The sequence below is a fragment of the Nocardia terrae genome (assembly GCF_009760405.1).
Lineage (GTDB): Bacteria > Actinomycetota > Actinomycetes > Mycobacteriales > Mycobacteriaceae > Nocardia > Nocardia terrae.
The window spans coordinates 1-23299 of the sequence record NZ_WRPP01000009.1 but is presented as its reverse complement, the minus strand read 5'-3'; the positions used below and the strand labels follow the sequence as shown (position 1 = coordinate 23299).

Annotated in this window: 18 protein-coding genes; 7 read left to right on the top strand and 11 right to left on the bottom strand. The window is 64.1% G+C overall.

Going from position 1 to position 23299, the window contains the following annotated elements:
* Window positions 1–502 precede the first annotated feature (502 nt).
* A complete protein-coding gene (locus GPX89_RS34520; protein WP_157391950.1) occupies window positions 503–1978 on the top strand; it encodes a cutinase family protein in 1476 nt (491 codons plus the stop codon).
* 372 nt (window positions 1979–2350) lie between these two features.
* Complete coding sequence (locus GPX89_RS34515; RefSeq protein ID WP_157391949.1) at window positions 2351–2641, top strand: hypothetical protein; 291 nt, start codon at window positions 2351–2353, stop codon at window positions 2639–2641.
* Between the two features lie 403 nt (window positions 2642–3044).
* Here GPX89_RS34515 and GPX89_RS34510 read toward each other — a convergent pair whose 3' ends face one another.
* The 6 genes from GPX89_RS34510 to GPX89_RS34485 all read right to left on the bottom strand — a co-directional run bounded on the left by GPX89_RS34510 (window position 3045) and on the right by GPX89_RS34485 (window position 9660).
* Window positions 3045–3332 (bottom strand): hypothetical protein, encoded by a 288-nt coding sequence (locus GPX89_RS34510; protein WP_157391948.1) that lies wholly within the window; start codon window positions 3330–3332, stop codon window positions 3045–3047.
* A gap of 81 nt (window positions 3333–3413) precedes the next feature.
* Window positions 3414–3617 carry a hypothetical protein gene (locus tag GPX89_RS34505; protein WP_157391947.1) on the bottom strand — a complete coding sequence of 68 codons (204 nt, stop codon included), beginning with the start codon at window positions 3615–3617 and terminating at the stop codon, window positions 3414–3416.
* Between the two features lie 269 nt (window positions 3618–3886).
* Window positions 3887–4984 carry a hypothetical protein gene (locus tag GPX89_RS34500; RefSeq protein WP_157391946.1) on the bottom strand — a complete coding sequence of 366 codons (1098 nt, stop codon included), beginning with the start codon at window positions 4982–4984 and terminating at the stop codon, window positions 3887–3889.
* Between the two features lie 944 nt (window positions 4985–5928).
* Window positions 5929–7689: a BTAD domain-containing putative transcriptional regulator gene (locus tag GPX89_RS34495; protein WP_157391945.1), complete on the bottom strand. Its 1761-nt coding sequence runs from the start codon at window positions 7687–7689 to the stop codon at window positions 5929–5931.
* A 76-nt stretch (window positions 7690–7765) separates the two neighbouring features.
* Window positions 7766–8302, bottom strand: a complete 537-nt coding sequence (locus GPX89_RS34490) for a hypothetical protein (RefSeq protein ID WP_157391944.1) — start codon at window positions 8300–8302, stop codon at window positions 7766–7768.
* Between the two features lie 188 nt (window positions 8303–8490).
* Entirely contained in the window at window positions 8491–9660 is a 1170-nt protein-coding gene (locus tag GPX89_RS34485; protein ID WP_157391943.1) for a hypothetical protein, read from the bottom strand.
* A 705-nt stretch (window positions 9661–10365) separates the two neighbouring features.
* Between GPX89_RS34485 and GPX89_RS34480 the strand changes: the two genes are divergently transcribed.
* Window positions 10366–11613, top strand: a complete 1248-nt coding sequence (locus tag GPX89_RS34480; RefSeq protein ID WP_157391942.1) for a GAF domain-containing protein — start codon at window positions 10366–10368, stop codon at window positions 11611–11613.
* Window positions 11614–11690: 77 nt separating this feature from the next.
* Here the strand turns inward: GPX89_RS34480 and GPX89_RS34475 are convergent.
* A protein-coding gene (locus tag GPX89_RS34475; RefSeq protein WP_407939523.1) for an IS5 family transposase occupies window positions 11691–12591 on the bottom strand; the annotation gives its coding sequence in 2 pieces (ribosomal slippage) (window positions 11691–12210 and window positions 12209–12591; 903 coding nt in all).
* Window positions 12592–12649: 58 nt separating this feature from the next.
* Window positions 12650–13498: an alpha/beta fold hydrolase gene (locus GPX89_RS34470; RefSeq protein WP_157391941.1), complete on the bottom strand. Its 849-nt coding sequence runs from the start codon at window positions 13496–13498 to the stop codon at window positions 12650–12652.
* Between the two features lie 1569 nt (window positions 13499–15067).
* Here GPX89_RS34470 and GPX89_RS34465 point away from each other — a divergent pair.
* Both GPX89_RS34465 and GPX89_RS34460 read left to right on the top strand, forming a co-directional pair.
* Complete coding sequence (locus GPX89_RS34465; protein WP_157391940.1) at window positions 15068–15874, top strand: hypothetical protein; 807 nt, start codon at window positions 15068–15070, stop codon at window positions 15872–15874.
* A gap of 85 nt (window positions 15875–15959) precedes the next feature.
* On the top strand, window positions 15960–16130 hold the full coding sequence (locus GPX89_RS34460; RefSeq protein WP_157391939.1) for a hypothetical protein: 171 nt from the start codon (window positions 15960–15962) through the stop codon (window positions 16128–16130).
* A gap of 44 nt (window positions 16131–16174) precedes the next feature.
* Here GPX89_RS34460 and GPX89_RS34455 read toward each other — a convergent pair whose 3' ends face one another.
* Window positions 16175–17158, bottom strand: coding sequence for a hypothetical protein (locus tag GPX89_RS34455; protein WP_157391938.1), 984 nt, complete (start codon window positions 17156–17158; stop codon window positions 16175–16177).
* 756 nt (window positions 17159–17914) lie between these two features.
* On the opposite strand from GPX89_RS34455, the gene GPX89_RS34450 reads away from it, so the two are divergent.
* Together GPX89_RS34450 and GPX89_RS34445 are read left to right on the top strand one after the other, a co-directional pair.
* A complete protein-coding gene (locus GPX89_RS34450; RefSeq protein WP_157391937.1) occupies window positions 17915–18970 on the top strand; it encodes a hypothetical protein in 1056 nt (351 codons plus the stop codon).
* 1139 nt (window positions 18971–20109) lie between these two features.
* Entirely contained in the window at window positions 20110–21573 is a 1464-nt protein-coding gene (locus GPX89_RS34445) for a restriction endonuclease (protein ID WP_157391936.1), read from the top strand.
* A 36-nt stretch (window positions 21574–21609) separates the two neighbouring features.
* Here the strand turns inward: GPX89_RS34445 and GPX89_RS34440 are convergent, their stop codons facing one another.
* Together GPX89_RS34440 and GPX89_RS34435 are read right to left on the bottom strand one after the other, a co-directional pair.
* Window positions 21610–22152: a hypothetical protein gene (locus GPX89_RS34440; protein WP_157391935.1), complete on the bottom strand. Its 543-nt coding sequence runs from the start codon at window positions 22150–22152 to the stop codon at window positions 21610–21612.
* Between the two features lie 429 nt (window positions 22153–22581).
* Window positions 22582–23211, bottom strand: coding sequence for a LysE family translocator (locus GPX89_RS34435; protein ID WP_328602639.1), 630 nt, complete (start codon window positions 23209–23211; stop codon window positions 22582–22584).
* Window positions 23212–23299 lie beyond the last annotated feature (88 nt).

The window sequence follows — 23299 nt, the reverse complement described above, 5'->3', positions numbered from 1 at the left end:
GCCTCGCGCCTGTCACCGGACGTCGCGGCACCCGGGTTTCGTCGCCGCGACCATTACGTTCCCCCGTTCGACTCGCTGGGCGGCGACCACCGCCGGTGGGCATACCTACAGTTTCGACTGCTCCGGTTTGGGCCGTTCTCGCCAAATGCCAAGGCGGCATTTCGTAGCCGGTCCGAGCTCTAGGATGCGCTGAACGTCCAGGCATTGATTCGGCTCCGCTGCGGGCTCAAGGTCTTTCGATTCAGAGTTGCCGACCCTGTGCTGTGCGGTTGTCGAATTGGTGTTACATGCCACCCGCAAGTTCGCGGTCGACGGCCAGGCATCGCGCCAAGGGTGTAACGGGGCAGCTCCTGTTTGACAAGTCCGGCCCCACCCGAACAGCAGGCCAATCAGGCGGACTAGCCAGGCACCCTGCCTGCCCGCCTCATGCGGGAGCGCGGAGGTCGCTGCGAAAAATCTTTGCGTCTCGATGTCGAAAAACACCCCCACAGAAGCAGTTCCCGTGCGCGAGGCCACCCGGCCCCGCGCACGGTTCGACTTCTCCGGAGGCAACCCCATGCGAACCCACCGCTCCCGCTCCACACGCCCCATTGCGCAGTTCCGCCGTCGCGGGCGCGCACCGGCCCGAATGACCGCCGCCGCCACCGTGACGGCCCTGCTAGCGGCCACCGTGACCGCCACCGCCATCGCGACCGGCACCGCCACGGCTGCCCCGGGCTGTGCGCCGGTCACCGCGATCATGGTCCCCGGCACGGGCGAAACCAACGCCGCCGCCAACCCCGCCCAACCGGTGGGCCTGCTGGCCACACTGGGCAACGGGTTGGCCACCCGCTACGGCGGCGACATCGACGTCCGCTATCTGTCCTATCCCGCCGCCGCAGCCCCATACGCCAGCTCACAAACCGAAGGCAAGCAAGTACTCTCGGGACTGCTCGGCGGATTGTGCTCCGAAACGCGAGTCGTGCTCGCCGGCTACTCCCAGGGCGCCGACGTGGCAGGTGATGTCGCCTCGGCCATCGGCACCGGCTCCTCCACGATCGCGGCTTCTCGGGTGGCGGCGGTCGCACTGATAGCCGACCCCCGCCGCGACTCGGCGACCCCGCAATTGGGCACCAACACCGACGGGCAAGGCGTATCCGGCCCCCGCACACAAGGATTCGGCTCGCTGGCCGACCGAGTCCGCACCGTGTGCGCCGCCGGTGACCTGTACTGCGCGACCTCCGACCAGTCCTCACCGGCATGGAGCGCACTCGGACGTGCCTTCACCGGTGAAGACAGCACGCCCGCGGTGAGCACCTCCTCCGACGGTGAGCTCGACGCCGCGACCGTCGCCCAGCAGGTCGTCGTGGTGGCCAGCGGTCTCGCCTCGTTCGCCTCGGGCATCCCCACCCTGCTCGGCGACCTCGGTGCACTCCCCGGGGCAGTCCTGGCCGGCAATATCCCTGAAGCACACCGGCTCTCCAGCGAGATCAACACCGCGTTCAGCCCGCTCGTCCAGCTCGCCGACAAGGCCGACCTCGGACTCGTCGCCCGCGCCCTGGAACTGGCCGCCCCGATGGACACCTCCGGCACCACCGCCATCGCCGCACAGATCGTCGCCATCCTGGCACGCACCGACCTCTCCCGCGTCGCGACCGACATCGGCTCCGCCCAAGAGATCGCCTGGCGCGCCACCGAAAAACTCGCCGCAGGTGACGTCCTCGGCGCGGGCATCGAGCTGGTCGGCATGGTACCCATCGCCGCCGACCTCGCCGCCACCGCCGCACAAGCACTGACCACAACTAGCGGCGGCTCCGGTTCGTCGCTGGCCTCCGCACTGACCAACAACCCGAACACTAGCAGCGCGCTTTCGGACCTAGCGCGCGAAGGCAGCGACGCGGCGCGCTTTTACACCTCCGGTGTCCACCAGACCGGCTACGACAGCACCTTGCCCACCGTGCTCGACTGGATCACCAACCAAATCGAGCACACCAAATGATCTGAGCGCCACTCCGATTGACAGCCCCTGCCGAACATCCTCGCAAGGTCCACATAGCGCGAATGCTCGAAACAGGCTGAATATCAGGCGGTTTCAACAAGACGCCCGTCTTGTTGGCTGATCGGCTTGACATCGGCGGGGCACGGAGGGTCCATGGACGTGGTTCCCGCGTTCGCGGCCCGCGCATCCGGCGGGAACCTGCCCGGCCGGGATCTATCTACCCCCGTACAACACCGGCGTCGCCGTCACCGGCGACGCCGCACCGGTGAACCCCAACCCCGCCCCGCGACCGCCTACCCGGGTACCTGCCCGTGTCGGTGATCGCGGCGGCGAAGGGGAAACCGCGACCCACGGAACGAAAGGAATAATCAAATGAACGAGACCGTGATCGGCTGGTTGGATTTGACCTGCACCGACGCCGCGACCGGAGCGCAGATCAGCACGGGCAAGCGCGAATGCCGTATTCCGGTTGCGCCCGAGGCCGAATGCAAGCACGACCTCACGATCTGTGAGCAGTGCTCGCCCTCTTGGCAATGCGACTACGCCTTTGCCGACCCATTCCCGTTCGAACGGACCGAAGGTCGCAGCCTCGCCGATCTCGTTGCGGCCGGGGCGATCCCGGCGGATTCGACCCAGAACGGCACCGGCACGAGCACGGACTAGGGCCGAACCGGCAAGCGGCGGTGCCGCCCCAGTAGGGGCGGCACCGCCGCCCTTTTTGTGCCCGGCGCAGTGAACAGGGCCGGGTGTCCCCGGTGCGGTTGGGTGAGGGCCACGAAACATGAACGCCCTCCGGTCGGTTCGCGGCCCCGCCCCCACCCCGTGCCCGGGTGCCGGTGGGTCGCGATAGGGCCCACAGCGGCGGGCGGGTACGCGGTGGCGACGCGGGTCGAACCGCCGCGACGCGTCCCGGGTCGCGTTGCTGGACCGGTTGCCGGGGCCGTCCCGCAGGGGTGGTTAGACGCGAAAACGGTGGTGCGGGCATGGCATTCGTTGCCATGCCCGCACCACCGGATGTGCTGGGGGCGGCGCGATCCACGGCGGGGCCGCGCCTGTTGTGTCGGTGCTACATGCCGATCTCGGGTTCGTGACCGGCGGGCAGGGCATCGAGAAGCGCGCCGGTGACGCCGCCATTGAGGATTTCCAGGCCCTCGGGGGACATGCCGACGACGGTGCGTACCGCGCCGAAGCTGTAGGGGGGCAGCTCGTCCTCGGTCAGGAACGCCAGGGTGGGGGTCCGCATGGTGCCGAACACGTGCACCACCGGGTAGAGGCCCTGGGCGTTGCGTTGATAGATCGCGTAGTGGTTGCGGGTGACGATGTTGCGGGCCTCGTAGATGGCGTGCGGGTTCATGATCAGTCTCCTGGGATTAGGTGGGTTCGGGACAGGTGCGGGGGCCGCATGGGGTCCGGGTGCGGGTGTCCGTATCGCGGGTCACGGGTGTGCGGCGTGGATATCGGCGGCGGCGCGGGCGCGGAGGTCGCGTGCGTGGCGGTAGGCGGTGACCAGGGCGGCGGTGGTGTGCGCGTCGGCGCGCATGTGCGGGAACGGGGCCACGCGCCCACCGGGGGTCCGTACAAGCCGGTTCTCGATGTACGCGGGCAGGGGTTGTTCGGTCTCGTCGCGCCTGGCGGGCACGATCACCACGTAGTGGTAGTCGGCCGTGCGGATGACAATCCGTGCCCCGCCGTCGCAGTCGTGCCAATCGCGCGGCGGGGCTGCCGCTGCCAGCGTGAAACCCTTGCCGCGATTGCATTCTCGTGGGCGGTGGGAGCCGCATCGCGGGCGGTGTGGTTGCAGGGGTTCGTGTGGTCGGTCATGGCGATCGCCTCGATTCCTTTGTGCCGGTAGTGGTTTCGTGTGCGCGCGTTGGGCGCACCGGTCGGCACGCCCAACGCGCGGGGGGGTTAAGCGGCAGCGGTGTTCGTGGTGCGCGGTCGGCGCGCCCGCGCGGGGGTCACGGTGCCGGGTGCGTCAGCCGTCTTCGGGGTTTTGACCGTGGTCTTGGTCTTGCCGGTCGCCGTGGCCTTCGGCTTACCGGTCTTGGTGGCGACCGGGGCCGGGGCCGTGTCGGTGGACTTGTCGACGGTGGCCTTTGTGGTGGCGGCGCGCTTGATGGCGGGTTTCGCCGTCGCGTGCGCGGTGTCTGATGCCGTGGTTTTGCGGGTGGCGGCGGTCTTCGGCTTGCCGGTGGTGGTCGGGGCGGTGACCGGCGCGGGGTTCTCGGCCGGGGCCACGTCCTGTGCCGGTGCGGCGGGTTGTGCCGTGCTCGCCGGGGCCGGGTTCACCGGTTCGGGTGCGGCGTCGGCGGACGGGGTGGGGATGGGTGCAATTGGGCGCGTTGCGGGTGCGATCGCGCGGGGTGCGGGATCGACCGTGCGCGGTGCCGGTTCGATTGCGGCGGGTGCAGCGGTCGGCACGAGCCGTACGGGGATGGCGGCCGGGGCCGGGGTGTGCGTCAGGGCGGCCTTGACGGTCGCGGCGACGCGGGCGGCGGCACGTATGGCGGCGGACACGATCAGCACCAGGGCGGCGGCGGTGAGCACCAACGCGAAGGCGGTGTGTGCCAAGGCGAATTTCGCGGTCGTGCGGGCGCGGGCGGCGGCCCGACCCGTGGCGGCGGTGCGGCGGCGCTGGGGCGCGATGCGGCGGTGCGTGACGGCGGCGGTACCCGCTCCTCGGGTCGCGGCGGCGGCCGGTGCGGGCGCGGCGGTCTTCGTACGGCGGCGAGGCGCGGCGGCCGAAGCCGGGGCCGGGGTGGCCGCCGTGGCGGCGCGGGCGGTCTCGGCGTTGGCGCGGTAGCGGCGGGGCGCGGCCTGGGTCTGTTCGGCGTTCCCGGCGCGCACCAAAACCTCAAGGGCATTGCCGATCGCGCCCGATGAACGCCCGGTGATTTTCGCGATGTCGCGCGGGCTGTATTCGAGGCCGGGGTTGTCGGCCAGCACGTGCGCGACCATGCGCCGGAGTTCGCCGTTGCCCAATCGCGGGGCGGTGTTGATGGTCATATCGGGACTCCTTTTCGGGATTATCGAATTGCGGTTGCACCCCGCCGTTTGATTCGGGTAGTCACACATATGAGCGGGGGCCGGAATTCGATTGCGGTGGGGGTCGAATTTCCCCGGGTACCGTTCGAAGCTAGCTCTGCACGACCGCGAAACACAACCGAAATCGACAACTTTTTTGGACCGATCTTCGCAGGTCAGGGCCTCGAACCGGGCAAGCAAGGAATGGAATGCAACGCGCGGCCGGCCGAGAGGCAAGGGTGCAACGAGGTGAGAGTCGAGGAAGAATAAAAAGGGCGGCCTGTTAGGTCGATAGAAATCGACCTAACCACGAATATGAATAGCCCGATATCAACCCAAATGAGGGAGCGAGCGCGCCACCCCGGCCGCCCCGATGTCATCCTTCTCCTACCGGGGATAGGGACCCTGGGAGAGGCGGTGACGAGAAGTAGGCCACTGACCAGGGGGTCTGTGAGGGTGTGGGGGTGGCGACTTGATGGCCACCCCGACTGTGACGCCGAAAAACACCCCGAACACCACCCCGAACAGATCTCCGTGGATCTCGCAGCCCGCCAGAGCTTGGTCCATCGACACATTCGAAGCCTTGACGAGTGTGGAACAGAATATCCCGAGAGGAACTGATCGAGACTCATGGAATAGCACTTTTACATCGGACCTGATATCCATATTCAGAGAATCCATCTAACCACCTCAGGGTTTGTGGCGTCAACCAAATTGTACGGCGCTGGCGGGAGCTGGATGAATCGCTGCGCGCGTCTCTTATGGAAACATCTTTAGCATCTTGATAATGTGGTCTTTTGTTCTTTCTGGGATACCAGGTGCCAGTTGCGGCCGGAGGGTATGTCGATCGCTTGCAAATCCCTGACTGCTGCGCCCTTTCCGTCCGCATGGAATGCGCGCATCGCGTCTGACGATTACATTGCGACTCATTTCCTTTGAGTGCGACGAATCGGCGTGCGTTTCGGGTGTAGTTGGCGCGCGATGTCGAGGGTTTCTCGGCTGGGTTTTTCGCCGAGGTCGGCCAGGCGGTGGGTAAGCAGGGCCAAGGTGTGGGCGATGGCGTGGTGTTCGCCCAGGCGGGCGTGCAGACGCATCATGTCGTGGTAGAGGTGTTCGTTGTAGGGGTCGATGCCGACAGCTGTGCCGAGCAGGTGCAACGTGGCGTGGGGATCGTCGACGACGAGGATCTGTGCGAGCGCGCCAACGGCGGCCAGCGCCTCCCGGCGTACGTGCTCGCGGATCGGCTCGAGCCAGTCGGTCTCGAGGTCTGCTGCCAGTGTCCCGGCCGCGGCGAGACCGACGATGCGTTCGCAGGCGGAGCGGCGGTCGGCCTCGTTGACCGCGCTGCGGTGGCTGGCGAGGGCGTCGGTGAAGGCGGTGTAGTCCACTGTGACTCGGGAGGGGTCGAGGCGGTAACGACCGGAGTCGCTGAGCACAATCTGACCGGCGGTGCCTCCGCTGGCGTGAGCGAGGGCGGCGCGGATGCGGCCGAGGGCGGTGTGCAGTGCATTGGTCGGCCGGTGTGGACACCGCTGGCTCCACAGGGTGTCTATCAGTTGGGTGCGGGTCAATCCGGCGGGATGCAGGGCCAGCAGCGCGAGTAGTTCGCGGCTGCGCCGCTGCAACGGGACAGTGACTTCTGCTCCTCCGTGTGGTTCCCCTGCAGGGGCGCAGGATGCCCGCCATGTCACATGCAGCGGCCCGAACAGCGCCACTGTGAACATCGGGGCCGGTTCGGCGGATTCTCGCGTCAGCGTGGCGCAGGGCGCGAGAACGGCATCTGACTGCGCGACAAGAGGTTCGGAGCACCTGAGCGGCGCGGTGACCGAGGCTGACGGCAGCGGCGCGAGGGTCGGCGCTGGCACCGGTAGGTGCGATCGGTGAGCGGGCGGTCGTGATTCGGCACGGCCACAGGAGGCGTGGTTGATCGCGTATACGCGGGGCACCTGGTTACGGGTGAAGAGCGAGCGGGCTCCGCGCCGCCACGGACTCCACACTCGGGCGACCGGTGCCACGGCTACTCGACCACGGACGATGGTGGCGAGGGTTCGGGCGGCGGCGACATTGTTGCGCCGCAGCGGGATTCGTCCGTCGAGCAGGGCGGTAGCAACCAATTCGTCGAGCGGTAGCCAGCCGAGCACGTCGGCATCGAGGTCAGCAGGAACCGGGCGCGGGTCGCCTACCAATACGAGCGCCGCGCGGGGGTAGCGGGCCGTGAGGCCACCGGCTCCGCGTAGCGCGGCGAGTTGGTCTGCGCGAGCCACCAGCAGTAGAAGGTTCGCGTGTGTGAGCAGTGGTGCTGCCGCCGAGTCGGGGCGGGCCAGACCGCAGTCGGCGATCACGACCGACTCCCGTGTCAGAGTGCGATCGCAGGAGACCGGTGTGGTCAGCGCCTCGGCTACAGCGTCGGGCGCGGTGGGGGCGGCCAGATACGAGACCCCGCTGGGGTGGCGCTGCAAATGCGCTTCCAGGTTCGTGGCGGTGAGGATGCCGGTCTCGCCGGCCGCCGCGGTGAGGCTGGCCAGTCCCCGCCCGGGGTCTCCGCCGCAACGCTGGGCGAGGCTGCCACCGCGCGGATCGGCTTCGAGCATGATCACCCGTTCGGGGCCGGGCCACAGCGCGGCTACCGCGAGCGCGGTCGTGCTCGCTCCCGATCGTGGCGCGAGTCCTGCTACTGCGATCAACATCCCCACCACCACCTTCTTACCTACGCGGCAGTTTCGCAATATGTTGCTGGATAAAGGTTTTTGTCGATCACGGCTATCACAGGTGCGTGATTGCAGTGATCAGCGTGGCGTGGTCGGCGTCGTCAGTCGAGATGCGTTGCCGCCACAGGTTCTTCGTGCCGTCCGCGCGCGTTTCGGCCACCTCGACCGCGTAGAGACCGTGATCGAGTGCGGTGATGTGCGTGCAGTAGGTGGTCGCCGCTGGGATCGAGTCGATCCCAGCCTGGATCTGCGCGGCCTGCGGAATGGCCGCGGCGGGTGCCACTAAGGCGCGAGCCCTGCCCGCATCGCGGGCGAGGTAGTAGGCGGCCTCGAACACTTCGATCGCCGCAGCCCCGCCTTCGGCCCGAACTCGTGGCGGCCCGGCGACCACCGCGGCGAGATCACGCTCGCGGGCGGCCGAGTCGCATCCGGCAGCGTTACCGCTGCTCACCGGGCCGGGCCCTGACGGCGACTGCCACACCGCCTCCGACGGCGAAGTCGTACTGCCAGAACCAGATTCATGGGCGGGACCGTGGCCAGCCCAGGCGGCGACGCCCACGATCGCGGCGGAGACCACCCATGCACCGGCCACGACCCGGATACGGGGATTGCGAACACCGAAGAGGAAGGGCCGCCTGCACTGTGGATGCTCTCGAACCGCGCGAGCGGTGTCGGGACTTCCGGCAGTTGCGGCGAGCCAGTGAGCCAAACCCGGTGCAGGCGAGGAGGGTTCGGGGTCGAGAACGATCTCCGGCGTGTCGGGATCCTCTATGTCGAGGCTCATGACAGGCCCTCCTCACCCCACACCGGCAATTGCGCCAGCATCTGCCACGGATCGGGTTCCACTTGTCCGGCGACGGTATTGGTCAGCGAGTCGGTCGGGTCGGCGGCCACCGGCATGAGCATCTGCGGTTCGAGCGCGACCTCCTGCAGCCAGGCCAGCTCGGTCGGCTGCGGCACTTCCTGGCCGCCGTCAGTACCCAGCAGCTGGTCAGCGACCGGGATCTGCAGGCCGCTCTGGTCGAGAGCGGTAGCGGCCTGGTCAGTGAGAAAGTCGTTCCACTGCTGTTCTCGGGCCGCGATGGATTCGGGCAGCCGCTCAGGGCGCTCAACGCTCACCGCACCGATCTGCACCACATCAGCGGGCGGTGCCGCGATTTTGGTGTAGCGCGGGCCCTCGCCTGCTTGCACGGTTCCCGCAGGTGCCGAGGGCCAATGACCCGGCAATGACGGCGAAGTGTCCGACTGCGGCTCAGATGGACGGAAGGTCGATGGGGACGGCTGAGCCATAACCTCGACGTCGGCGGAATTGGGGGTGCTCGCCGAGGGCGCTTTGTCATCCGAGGCGGCCGGCGCGGCCGGGCGCGGAGCAGTGGACAGCCCAGGCTGCCCTGCTGAAGGCGGATCGGAGATCAGTCCAGGCTGCCCGACCGGAGGCGCTCCCGCCGCGTACGGGCCACACAACAACATGGCCGCCCCCGCGCAGACCGCGATCAACAGACGCGGCCGGGCTCCGACCGCCTGTGCGCGGCGATGCGGCACGCGCACACGATGGGACCGTGTCGGCGCAGGCCGCGTGACCGCAGGCACCACACCGGCCAGCGCCCGCCCCCGCAACGAGGTCCACAACTCGCCTTCCCGCAACGCTCGAACATGCACCGCGTGGACGCGAATTCCCTTGGCGTCCAGGTACTCACACAGCACTTCGACTCGTCCGTCGACTGGTGCCTCCATGCGAGATGGGGCGACCGCGATCACGACCGCCGTATCAGCTCCCGATCGCACGAGCCCGGCGATCTCGGCATCCAGATGGGTGGTCAACTCACACTCGAGGACGTGGCCTTCGTACAGCCACACCACCCAGATGCCTACCGCAGCAACGGAATCAGCAGCCTCGCGGGTCGCGGCCACCAATGCATGCGCCTGCACCGACATCGAACGCTTACGCATCGACCAGCTCATTGCACACCTCCAGATTGACCCCGCGCGACATCACCAGCGCATGAGTCGACCCACAGCACACGCGTCATCGACGCGCACCGAGGAACTGGCCAGCGCACAGCACGGGAATTGATGAATTCATGAATTGAACGAATCGCGCTCGGTGTGTCCCCGTCCATTAGGACGGGACGCAGGACCGATGCGCTCATCCAGCAGCTGCCACCGCAGACTCTGGGAATCGTCGCCTAACCCCGGACGAAACGTTCGAGAAAAGACGATCAGGTTATTACCTTCGACCGCCGGGTTCTCGAATCCACCCTTGGTGTGTAACTCGAATATCGCCCGTTGTCCGAAGTCCTCTCACGATATCCCCAGATTGTGACCTGCACAACACACCCGAGAGATATCGGCCTCTGACCGGGGAAGGGATCCGTTCCGCGGATGCCTTGCAGCTCTGGCATCCGCCTCTGTTGCCGCAAGGTCAACGCGTGCCGTAGGCGAGGGTTTGGCCGGTCGCGTAATGGGTTCACGACGCACAATTTGTGTTGCCGGATTTGCCCGATGCTGATTATTAGCGGACTAGACTCGGGAATTACAGTCCGATGGCCATGGGCTCCAAACGGTTCGACGCGAACCGCGCCGCAGTACCGAAACACCGGGAAGCTGTTTCTCCGGTGGCAGGGGAGGTCGGTGCGGAGAAGGGGTCGAGTGATCATGGCCAGTCCACAGCGTTCTCCTGGCGATTCCGGCGACAACAAGCCCAAGCCGGGCAAGAAGCGCCATCTCTCTGCGGCACGACCGTCTTCGAAGCCGGCCGCGGGACCCGAGAAACAAGGGCGTACCGACCTGCCTCGCTCAGGGGTAGCGCGCTCGCCGAAACAAGGTGCCGCGATGCGGGGCTGGGTGGTAATCGAGACCCTGACCGGCAACCGTGACGACGCGTCACTGATTCTCAATGACGAAGGGCCCCGAGCATTCTCGAAGCTGGCGCGTGCCAGTCTTCCCCGCAACCTTGTCGAGGATCTCGTGAGGGAATGCCTCGACAACGGGGGCAACAACTACAAAGCCTCCACCGACAGCCAGGACCGTGTGTTCAGAGTTTCCGCCATCCCGGTGCGTGGACCGGCCTCTGACGACATATTCGCCATCTCCTTGTTTTCGGCGGGCCTGCTCGAACCGCTGCCCAAACCTCCAGTGGTCGGCACGGTCGAGTGGACGCCCTCCGGCCTGCTCACCACAAACCCGGCCGCCGAGTACCTGCTGCGCCCGCCCAACGAACTGCCCGGCGGCCGCACCATTCCGGAACTACTGGCCAGCTTCGACCGGTGGGAGCCCCGCGCGGAGTTCCTGGATATGTTCACCTTCGTCGGCACCCCTGCTGACCAGTGGGTCGGCACCGCCGCCAAACGCTACGAGGACGGCACACAACACCAGTTCCACATCACCGCCCGCGCGGTCGGGACGGGAGACAAGCGGCGCGTACGCGCAGTGATCTGCGACACCAGCGCCACAAGCACCAGCCACGACACCGACATAGCCGTGGCCGCTCTGCGCGCCGTCCCGATCTTCCCAGGCCACGCCTTAGCGTTGGTAGACCTCAAGAGTGCTTTCGTGCATGAATGGCTCGCCGAGGAACACAGCCCACTGGCCGGATGGCGACACCACCACCCCCTCTACGACCTGGACGGCCGCAACCAAGTCGCGCTCACCTGCCAAGAACTCGCCACGGGTGCGCGCGACCGCGCCCTCGTCACCGTGCGCGTCCGATTCACCCCGACCGACAACTGGATCGAGGTCACTGGAGCCTGGACCCGCATCCCATCCTCGGACGGCCGCCCCCAAGCCATCCTCGACATCACCCCCAACCCCAACCCGCCCCCACCGATCAAGGGCTGCGACGTCTGCTACGACATCACCCACCCGTCGGTGCGTGCCCGAACGGCTTCCCGGAACGCTATGTGAATGCGGCTCCGGGTAGCGGGTGCTATGTCGAATGCAGTCACGTGAAGCTCTAGGCCGCTCCGCTCGGCAGTGCGGCACTAGGTCCTGTCTCCCAATGATTTGAGCCATTCGACGATGAGGGCCAGGACGAATCCGGCACGGTAGGTGGTCGCGAGCTTGTCGTATCGGGTAGCGACCGCCCGCCAGTGCTTGGCCCTGTTGAAGGCCCGTTCGATGACGTTGCGGCGCTTGTAGACCTCGGCGTCGAACTGCGGCGCCCGGCCACCTGAGCGGCCTTTGCGTTTGCGGTTGGCGACCTGGTCGGAGCGTTCGGGGATCACGGTGCGGATCCGTTTGCGGCGCAACAAGCTCCGGTTCGAGGCGGCCGAATAGGCGCGATCGGCGATCACGACCTCGGGGTTGCGCCGCGGTGGTCCGCCTTCCAAACGAGGCACGACCACCGCGTCCAATAATGGTGGCAGCAGCGGTGAATCATTGGTTTGTCCGGGTGTGAGCAGCACGGCCAAACCTCGACCGGCACCATCGGTGACGAGATGGATCTTGGTGGTCAGCCCGCCTCGGGAACGTCCGATGGCGTGGTCGGCGGGTTCATAGCCCGCTCACCGAGTCGGCGGCCGCGCCGGCGGCATGCTGATGCGCTCGCACGATCGTGGAGTCGACCGAGACGACCCAGTCCAGGTTGCCGGTGGTATCGGCCAAGGCCAGCAGCGCGGTCAGCACCCGGTCCCAGGTGCCGTCGGCGGCATAGCGACGGTGGCGTTTCCATACCGTCTGCCACGGTCCGAAGTGGTCGGGCAGGTCCCGCCACGGCAGGCTGGTCCGCAGCCGATACAGCATGCCTTCCACGATCAGGCGGTTGTTGGCGAAGTTACGGCCCACGTGGCCTTCCGATTTCGGCAGCAGCAACTCCAGCAGTTCCCACTGTCTGTCGGTCAGAACCTGGTATCGATCACCGGTCACGGTCGCCACGGCGGCCATGATGCACGATCGGCCCCAAGATCGGGACCGATCGATTCACCGCATTAGGAGACAGAACCTAGGCGCAAAACGAGCGCAGAATCGTGTGGGCATGATCAACGAACAGCAGATGGCCCGCGCCCGGCACCTCCTCGTACTTGCTGTCGGGGATGGTGTTGGCCAGCCTGCGACCGTCTTGCACTGGCACGTTACCGTCAGCGTCGCCGTGCCAAATCTCCACGGGCACAGCGATATCGGCTGGATCAAATCCCCATGGCCGGGCGAACAGGAGTTGGAAGTCGAGGGCCACGCCCCGACTGCCCGTATCGAAGGCAGTTCTGATGTTCTCGCCGAGCTGATTCCGCAGCCGACCATCCTTCTCGATCCGGGCACGATCAGCCGGCGACATCTTCTTGATCATCGCCTCCAATCCCCGATCTGTACGTACCACCTTCGAAAGTCGAGCCGACACGGGGCGCGCCAGCCATGGAAACCTCCGCAAGATCAGAAGTCCGGCAGCGGGTTTCACCCCACCGGCGCCCTTGGTTGCGGGCTTGGAATCGAACGGAGCCACCGAGCTGACCGCGATTGCTTTGCTGACACGGTCGGGCAGCTGACACGCAGTGGCCAGGGCGTAAGGGCCACCCGCCGAGGCGCCCAGCACTCCGAACTTGTCGATATGGAACCGGTCGGCGATCGCCGCTGCCGTTTCGGCGAAGTCGACAACCTGCTCGCGCGGGGCCAGTTCCGACATGCCCATTCCAGGCCGGTCGATCGCGATCAGGTGTATTCCGACCTCGGCTGCTGGGACGTCAGCGAAGGCAACCCCCTCGACATGACACCCTGGCGCCCCGTGAAATGCCAGCACCGGAAAGCCGTCTCGGTCGCCGCACTCCATGCCGCCCACCGTCGCGCCCCGCCACGTCATTGTCCATGCTGTAGGAGACATCACCCCAGCAGGATAGGGATCAGCGAATCCTCAGCACTTCGGAACCGCCAAGCCTGTCCGGTTTGCCGTACGAAGACTTGTGAAGTGCAGCAATAGATCACATGTCCACTTCGAGGGAGCGCCTTCCGAACTACATCGTGGCGGAAATATTCCCCGCGTCGAGCCCAGTGCTACTGAACAGCGACTCCAAATGTCCTGACCCCCCGCTATCGGCCGACACCGTATCCGCCTGCGTTCCACACGATCTGTTGAAACTGATACGGCGAGAGTGGCTGCCGCGCAGCAGGAACTCCCGACACCGGCCGCGGCCAGTAACACACACCGCAACGGTGGCAATAGAAGGCCGTCTCCCACAATGCGGACGCTGCGGTCAGTCCACGTGTGATGCGAGCGTTCTCGCTAGTTCGGCGCGCCAGGACCAAGAACGCGATCAGCGACGGGATCAGGAACGGCAGCACGATGATGCCACCCAGGACCAGCCATCCGCCGATTCTCGGCCCTGCCTCCCCAGCCGTTGGCGTATTGAAGGCGACAGCTACCCCGAGGCACGCAAGCATGATCAGCGCGACAACCAGCAGGAGTACTCCGCATGTTGCTGGGCCTGTCACGGAGCTTGGCGGTGGAGCTGGCCTCGTCGCTGCCGCTAGCGCGTTGGTCTGGCTAGTTGTGGTGTTCGCCGACGCAATGATCGGAACCACGGTGCCGGAGGAACCGATCCCCACTCCGGTGTAGGTATTCGATCCGTGCGCGATGGACGTACCCGTCGCAGCGATCGCGGGCATGCTCTGCACCGAGTCGATTTGTCCGCAGTTCGGGCAGGAAGTGTTGTTGCTCATGTGCTTTCCCCACTATCCGGCTGTGTATCTTCTTGACACTGAACCGATTTCCGTTCGGCGGTGCCGCTGAACGGGTTGGTGAAGCTCACAGACTTCGGTCCGCGCGGGAACATCCCGATCCGACCGTTGAACACATCATTGACCGCCGCGCCCGGGTTGGTGTCAAGTTCCACACTTCGCTGGCCAACTCGGGGACCTAGAGGCGGGTCGCCGCTGCGAGCCTGCTTCTCCGACCGCGGAACCCCTTTGCCCGAAGGGCTTTCGACAAGCTATGCTGAGCGCTGCTTGTGGAGGCAATGTTGGCGTCGTCCACCCGGTTGCAGGACGACAGGGCCACTGAATGAGCAACGGCTCACCACGCTTGTAAACCATGATCGACACCAGCTGCGGAACCCTGACTAGGTTCTTCTCGCCGGACCGGGCGGCCGAGGAGGAAGGCTGAGTCGTGGGTGACCCTCTCAAGCAGATCATCGAGCTTCGTTGCTTCCTGACTGGCGAGAGCTATCAACTAGCAAGCGCTCTTGTGCACGGTGGCCTTCGATCGTTGCCGATTGGTTCGACGTCTGCAGAGCTCTTTCGTCAAATCGCATCAGGGCAGTGCGCGACCGAGACCTCCGGCGCACTCCGGTCGGCTCTGTTGCCGGACGCTCCATCTCGGTTTCAGCAGCGTTTGGAAACTTCACTGCTCCTTCGGATTCGGGAATGTGCGCCGATGGTTTCCCATGAGCCATACAACGGGCACAAGGTATTTCGAATGGTCAGTCCTCGTCGTGGCGGTTTGGTTATCCATGTAGCAGAGGAGACGGTCGACCGCTTCTTACGGGCACTACTGCCGGTTCCCGAGACCAATGGCGACTACCTCGGAATACCGGGAGTGCGGTTCACGCCACGCAAGGACGACCTCCAAATGCACCTGCTCGATAGTTCAGGTCGTCTGACCGATGCTTGTGTCATTCTCCAAGGAATAGGCAAGCGTAGGTGGCGGAGAATATGGTCCAAGATTCGCGGAGAAGACTACGAGGAAACTGTCAGTATCGGACGATGTCTTGACCCGATTCTGACGCGCTCACCAGCACTGGACCAGATCGAGGTATTGTATTGGGATTATCCGCCCGAGCCGAATGTGGCTCTAGGCAGCGCGGTACTCCGCCGCTACGGCCTTTTCAAGGATGCCTTCGCGATCGACGTCTGGCAGTCGCGCCGAGCCATAATCGCATTGGAGATCGATCTAGGACGGCCAGCAGAGGAAGTGCTCCAATACCTCGCCACCCCGTACCTAGGACTTGATCTGGATCGGTTCTCGATCAACACCAAGAACCGCGTAATTGTCGATCGTGCAGCGAATCTCGCTGACTTTAGGGGCGGCAGCTCACGCACGATCCAGCAACCCGCTGTCCAGATCCGCACGCTCCGGAACCGCGACGACGAAGATCGCGATTTACTAACGGACACAGCGACGATGGACGATCACGGCCCCAAGACCGGTGAAAGCCTCCGAGGAGGTTCGCCCGATGCGTAGAGCCGCAACGCCCACGCTGATCTATGCGGCCCTCATCGATCGGACTCTCGATAGTGGTGAACGGTCTCGGCGAGTGGCGCTTCTAATGATTACCGGCGTTGGCTGCCTGCTTCTGGCGCTGACCGGTCTGGCCGGAGTACTACTGGTTCTCTTCCTGACCGTCGGCGCGCCGGGCACGCTAGCGATCACCGGAGCCACGGCGGTGTCCGCACAGCGGCTGGTGAAAACCATCCGTAACTGCGGGCACCGCCCCTGATCGAGGTGGGGGCCTGCCGGACCTCTGAGTCCTGGCAGGCCTGGCTACTGTCGGGCGAAGTACCTTCTGCGGAGCTCTTTCAGTGCAGGAGTTTCGATTCCATCCGCCCCTGCTTCAAGAGGCAAGACCCTGTCAAGCCATTTCGCTTCGGTACCCACTGCCTCTAACTCCTGGCGGTAATCGATTGTGTCGGAGTGACGTTCGTGATGGAACCGCATCTGTAGACCGCCAGGTTCACCTCCCTTGTGAGCGAGGTTGAACCGGCAGCATGTATCGAACAAGCTATCCGCGCGACATTCACAATGCTCGCTCTGCAACCTCAGCTCTGCCCCCCAGCGTGGATCGGTAAACCAAGCCATTAGCTCCGAATGGTTAAGCGGCACATCGCGGCGGGTGCTGGTCTCGATGACCCAATCCTCAAAGTTTGTCCAGAGCCGAAACGAGTAGGCATTACCGAACGTCCGAAGAACTGCGATTCGCCGCAACAGAGCCGATCCAAGCCAGGCCATGTCGGTCTCGGCCGGGTGCCGGCCGTGCCGGTCCAGATGCCGACGCTCATGAGCGGTCAGTGATGGCTCTTCCCATAAGGGAATGCATCCGTGTTCATGAAAGAGCTTCTCTCGACGAATTCGCAGGTACTCGGTCCATGCAGTGCGTTCTTTGGTTCTGAGAATGACCTTCGCGTTGGTGCCGAGGAGCTGGACGATCATGTCTCGCTCATCGGCCGCGGTGACACGCAACCCGATCGCGCCGTATACCTCCTCCACATCGAGCTGCGCGTGCGGCAGCACAGTTTCGGACACGGTCAGCCGAGACGAGTACTTTTTCTCGAACGCCCATCCATGACTGTCGAGATGGATGATGGGCGTGTTGTCGGCAAGGAGTCGCACTCGGGCGATACCGAAGGGGTGGGGAGACCTGAGCCGACGGTCAGCCAGCTGCCGCAGCACCATCGCCTCGAGCTGCGCTTGATGGTCCGACGCCGCCGGGATGGGTTTCCTAGGATCGATCATGAGTTCGGTCTTCACGTACTGCAGCGATTCACCAGTGCACTTGCAGTACGTTCGAGCTCGAGCTCCGAAACTGCCACCAGCTGCCATCTCCATCCGTCCCCGAGCACCACCGCCCGAAATGCTCGAACACGAGTAAGCACGCCCATGCCTTGGGCGGTCAGCAGTGATCGAACGCGCGTCCCGGAACCAGCCGCAGCTTCTTCATCTCTGATGGCGACTACCTAGGGGCGGTGTAGCGCCGAGAAAGGCCCTCCTGGACGGCCCACCCGACCATGGTGCCTGCTTGTGCGTCCCGCGACAAGGGGTACTACACGCCAGTGACGGTGACATCCAGGACGCTTCGTCAATGTCACGTTGACGATTACCCACCAAATATCGATCTTTGCCGGTGGAATGCGTGTGCGTAGTGGTCATGTCCCCTCCGGGCACAGTGAAGCGCGAATCCATTTGGGCTGCAAACGGATTCGCACGATCTTATTTTGGGCCCGCTTTGTACCCCACGGGCTTCGCGAGCTGGCTCGTCCGGTCGACGTTCGTTGGCGGTCAGTGCTCGCTGAAGAAGATCTCTTTCATCCCATGCAGCGCGTAGAGCACGAGTACAGCCCCCGCCAGGTGATTGGCCGACCACCGGCCGATCCAGCTATCTGGCGAATACCCGCCCACGCAGCACTGCCACCGCGAGCAGACCATCGATCACGGTGACCTGGTCTTCGGTGGCCAGGACTGGATTGCCCAGCCCGAGGTGTCGGTGGTGGTCCGTACACTGCGCCGGTGACCAACGTGGAACAGATCCTCTTGCTGACCCGCAAGGCATTGGATGAGTTCGAAGACCCGAACCGCGGCACCGCCGCTGTCGTGCGGCAGGCTCACCGGATCGCAGTACTGCGGCATGACTTTCGTGTGCAGGCTTGGCTACTACTGCAACTAAGTGATGTTGGGTCTGGCAATTCACGCGACGAGCTGCTTGAGGTGAAGTCGAAACTGCACGCACTGATCGGCCCAGAGGAAGGCCAGCAGGAGTACATTCGCCAGTGCGAGAACTACTTCGCGACCCGCAAGATGGCCAGCGGCGACACCAACGGCTCCTCCATCGACCAGCTGGAGGCGTCGTTGGCGCAGATCGAGCGGGTCTACGCAGGCTACGAGGTTCTTCCCACCAACCTCAACGGTGCGGACACATATTTCTTCAGCAGGGAAAGTGATGCTGCACGGGCCAAGCTGATTCCGCAGCTCGACGAGTTGCGTCGCATCATCTCCCGGGTCCGACAGGGAGTGCACGTCTACCTTGTGAAGACCGAGTCCGAACTCCAGTCGGGGGCTGCCGAATCCAGTTACTTCGATCAGATTCAGATCCATATCAACGGCCTGCTGGCGAAATACGCACCGGATGCCGCAACCAAGTTCGTTGCGGCACAAGACCGTATCGCAGACGGTAGCCCCGAGGGCATCTCGCACGCACTGACCTCGTGTCGACGAATGATCAAGTCGTTGGCCGACGCACTGTATCCGCCGACAGGTACAAAGGTGACCGGCTTGGATGGCGTCGACCGTGAAATGTCGGACGATGCGTACCGAAATCGCCTGGTCCAGTATGTGTCCGAGCAAGTTGGCAAGCACAAGAACGGTCCGGTTCTACGATCGGCGCTCGCGGAGTTCGGTTCCCGGCTCAATGCCCTGGACGCCTTGGCGAGCAAAGGCGTACACGCGGAGACGACACTCGAAGAAGCACGCACTTGCGTCGCGCAGACCTACCTGCTGGCCGGCGACTTACTGAGCATCGCCGAGGGCACGTCGTATCTGACACGAGACGAACCCGCATCCTCCTGACGTTGCTCCTCGGATCGTTCCGAGCTGCTGCTTGACCGATGACCCGAGCCGATCTCGGGCTGTTGGTGCCAAGCGCTATTGGTGATGGAGACATCAAGTTCAGTGAGCAGGTGGCGGACCTTGTCCTCGATCTGGTCGCGGATCAGGCGTACCCGCGTCGACGTGGTCTCCGACCGGATCGAGGAGGATCCATTCCGCGTAGCGGTGACCGGGGTAATCCGGCGTGCGGCCAGTTCGTTCCTATGGATCGACACGTACCACCCAATGTCGGTGGCATGCTCAGTTCTTCGAAAGAAGTTGTGCCTGATGTAGTGATGCTGCAAGGCTTGAGATCTGCGATGGAGGGGGGAAGCTTGGTGGACGCAGAACACGCGGATTCCAACAGTCGGTTCGGATTGTTGCTCCGACTCTTGGGACTGGCCGTGCGGCGGTCTTGCGACAATGAGCCGAGTGTCCTGGTCGAGGTCAATCCGGGCGATGGGCCAGTGCCAGCTTTCAGCGGGGTGACAGTCAGTGTCGCTACACCAGACGTTGCCCTCGCGAGGTTGTCTGCTCTGATCGAGGCGAGCACCCCTGTTGTGTGGGCACCCATTTGGGGTCGCGGGGGTACGTCATCGAGTGCTCTTGACCGACCAGCCGAGTCCCGCCGGCCGGGATTCGAGCACGCACTTCAAGAACTTGCGCCGTACTCGGCTGAGTCGGTCGTGGCGGTAGTCCTTCCTCTTTGGGGGTTTGGTTCCCCAAACTTGGAGACCATGCGCGAGACAGTCCTCGCGCGATGGGACGTAGTTGCGGTAGTCGAGGCAGCAGAGATCGATCTTCCTCGACCCGGTACAAGTGGGTCTGTCAGTGCCGTGGTTCTACGATGCAAGGCCGAAATATCGGCTCCGATAAGGATGTTCCGGATCCAGGCCGGACTCACCGCTGAATCCATAACGGCAGACTTTGTACGACTGCTGCGGCAGGGTGGGGGCACTACCGAGTACGGGTATGTGCTTCACGGGCTGCCCGAATCTAATATTGGCCTCAGATTCGATATCACGAACCCGGCCATTTCAGCTCTACGGCAAAGCCTCTCAGAGTTCGGCGACGCCGTACCTCTGGGGCAGCTATATGAATTCCCAAAGACAATTCAGCGTATGAAGCTGAAAGCAGAGTGGCAGTGTGGCGCGGATGACCCTGGTGCACTGCGGGTCTTGGTCGGCAGAGACGTCGACAGGGAAGGCGCGATAGCCTCACCGGACGACGACACCGTGTGGGCGCGACCGCCGGAGCAGTTCCAACTAAGGTTGGGCGATGTTCTTGTACGGCGAATTTACCGACCCAGCGCATCTGGCGGAATGATTCTGGCTGCCGTCCGCCAGTGCGACCTGCCTGCGGTTGCTGCCGATTCACTCCTGGTCTTGCGGCCGCGCGATAACCGCTCGGCGCGGGAACTAGGATTTGCCTTGAGATTTCTTCGTACCCCTGTCGCCCAGATTCTGTTAGACGGCACGGTAAGCCGAATGCGTGACTCGGTATTGGTCGACAGGAAAGCGCTGGATCAGTTAGTGGTTCCACAGCCAGATCAAGCCCTCGCAGATGCATTAGAGGAATTGGAGGCCGCGAAAATCCGCCTTCGCCAATGGCAGACGCAAGCTGATGAGATCCTCGACTCGGTATTCCTGGACCAAACACCGGCGGTTGCGCGAGCTCGCGTCATCGATTCTGGACGAACGCTTCGCCTAAGGGTAGAGGCGGCCGCCCTTCTGGATGATCTTGGACATACCGTTCGGACGCGCTTTCCATATCCGATCGCCGCGCGATGGAGGACGGCACACGCACTCCAAAGCGCAGGACCATCCCGCGAAGCCTACGGAGCGATTCTCGACGTAACCGAGATTCTGCTGTGCTACGCGGCACTGGTCACCCTCGCTCTCGCAAGAGAGGCAGGGATACACCTTGGAGCGGCCAAAGAGCTCCAGACAAAGCTGCAAAGAGGTCGCAGTGGGCCTGGCCTGGGTGAATGGATAGCAATTTTGACCGAAACTGCTACGAGCAAACAGTTTCGGTCCTTGCCAACAACCCACCCGCTAAGTGACCTGCGCGGTCTACTCGCGAATAGTGTGGTTGAGAAGGCGCGTCAACGCCTTACCGCTCGAAGAAATGACCAAGCCCATATGCGTCACGTTGACCTGATCGCCCTGCCAGACGCCATTCGGGACGCCACGCGGGACCTGAATGTAGTAATTGAGGCGGCCAGGTTCCTGACTGACTGGCCGCTTGTGCAGGTCACTACCGTACGACGCGACACATTAACTAAGATATCCCGTGTGGAGTACCGCGAGTTGATGGGCGACCATCCCGCTGTACCAATCACCACTGCCGAACACAATGAAGGCGACTTGGAAATCGATAGCTTATATCTGCGTGGACCCGATCAGCGGCTGCACCTTCTTCGACCGTACTTGATCGGCCGCGACTGTCCGATATGCCGAACTTGGTCTAGCTTCCATGTCGATAGAGTTCCCACCTCAACGGTGGTGATCAAGAGCCTTGAGCACGGTCACACGGTTGAGGATCCAGCACTGCTCAACACCCTCAAGATCGTTGGGCTCACTTAACATGAAGGAAGGCTGACGGCTCAGGTCACGGGCCAGTTAGGTCGTGCCGTTGACGAGCTGGAGCTTCCGGGCGGTTGGGTTCCACCAGAATCGCGGTATGACATGGAAGTTCAAGGGCTGGTAGTAGCCCGCTGGCTGGCCGTCATCGGTGCCGTAGGGGAACAGTCTGGTGCAGTTCCAGTCGAGGTCGGCGACAAGTAGTCCGGCGAGTCCAAGATTGGCGAGAGGAACCGTGGGTGGCTGGTTATCGGGTCGGGGCGGTCTGGGAATCCGCCATTCGCGTTCTTCGAGCCAGTCTGAGCCGGGGTCAAGTCGCACGGCCCAAGAACGCTGGGTGGGATCGAGTCGGGCGTATTCGCCAGGGCGGGTGTACCAGACCGGGCCACCCCCGGCGTCATAGACGGCCTGGCGGCCGAATATCAATCCCCAAGGTTGGTAGCCGCGATCGCGGATGAGGAACTCAAGGCCGTCAAATTTGGTTTCGGTCATGCAGACGGCAGGGCTGCCGCCCGAGAAGGTTACGAACGCGGAGATGCTGCCTTGCCATAGGATTGATTCGAGGCGGGCCTTGGGAGTCATGGCAAGGATGTTGGCAGGGACGTGTTTGCTGGAGGGGCGGCCTCGGGTGACGAAGTGGGTGAGGATCGGCGAGAGGTCGGGATGCTCGACGGGCCTGAGCCTCGCGGTCGGCGAGGTGGGCGATGCTGGAACCGCTGGTACAGACATGGTCGTCACCCGTCGTCGGAGGCGGGGCGTGGAACTATCACATATCGATCTTGACGCGTGCAGGTCGGTGGCGACAGGCCCATTTCCTAGATGCCAATACATGCGAATGTATGTTCGATTATCGACCGACAAATATGCATTTCCGCCGGTGGAACGCGTGTGCGTAGTGGTCGTGTCCCCCTCCGGACACCACAAAGCGTGAATCCCTTTGCAGAGCAAAGGAATTCACGCATCCTGCTGATCGCTCCAGGCCCGATCACCGGTACCGACTCGGCGCGAGCGTCACCGGTGACTGGATGCCAACCTCAGGCCGAACCCGAGCAATACGACTCCTGTTACCGAGTCCATCACGCGCCGCACGCTCGGTTGGTTCAGCCAGCTCTTCGCCACACCCGCAACACTGATGATGACGGTGAACCACACCATGCCCTCCACGTTGTGCACCACCGCGAGAACGCTGCCCATCAGCAGGTGCGGGACGCCGTCGGGCAGAAATTGCGGCAGCATGGCAGCGTAGAACACACCGACCTTCGGATTGAGCAGATTCGTGCCCATCCCGCGCGCCCACGCACCGAACACGCTTCGCGGTGAATCATCCACCGCGGCTTCCAGATTCGCCACGGGGCGTCGGAGTCCATCTCGAATCATGGTGATACCCATCCACACCAGATAGATCGCCCCTACAGTCTTCAGCACCGTGTAGGCGAGCGCCGATGCTGTCAACAGCACCGAGACCCCCGCGGCGGCGGCCACACCCCAAATCAGCGTGCCGCACCCGATCCCGATCGCAGAGGCGAACGCGTGGCGGCGGCCACGACTCACCGCCGCGCGCAGCACCAGCGCGGTATCCAGACCCGGAACCAGGGTGAGCAGACCGGCGACCGCGGCGAAGGACAACGACGAGTGCAACACCGGCCCAGCGTATTCGACCACCACCTGAGGGCCGACGTGGAATCAGTCGCTCATCGGCGAGAGAGCGCACTCGTGCTCACCGAAACCA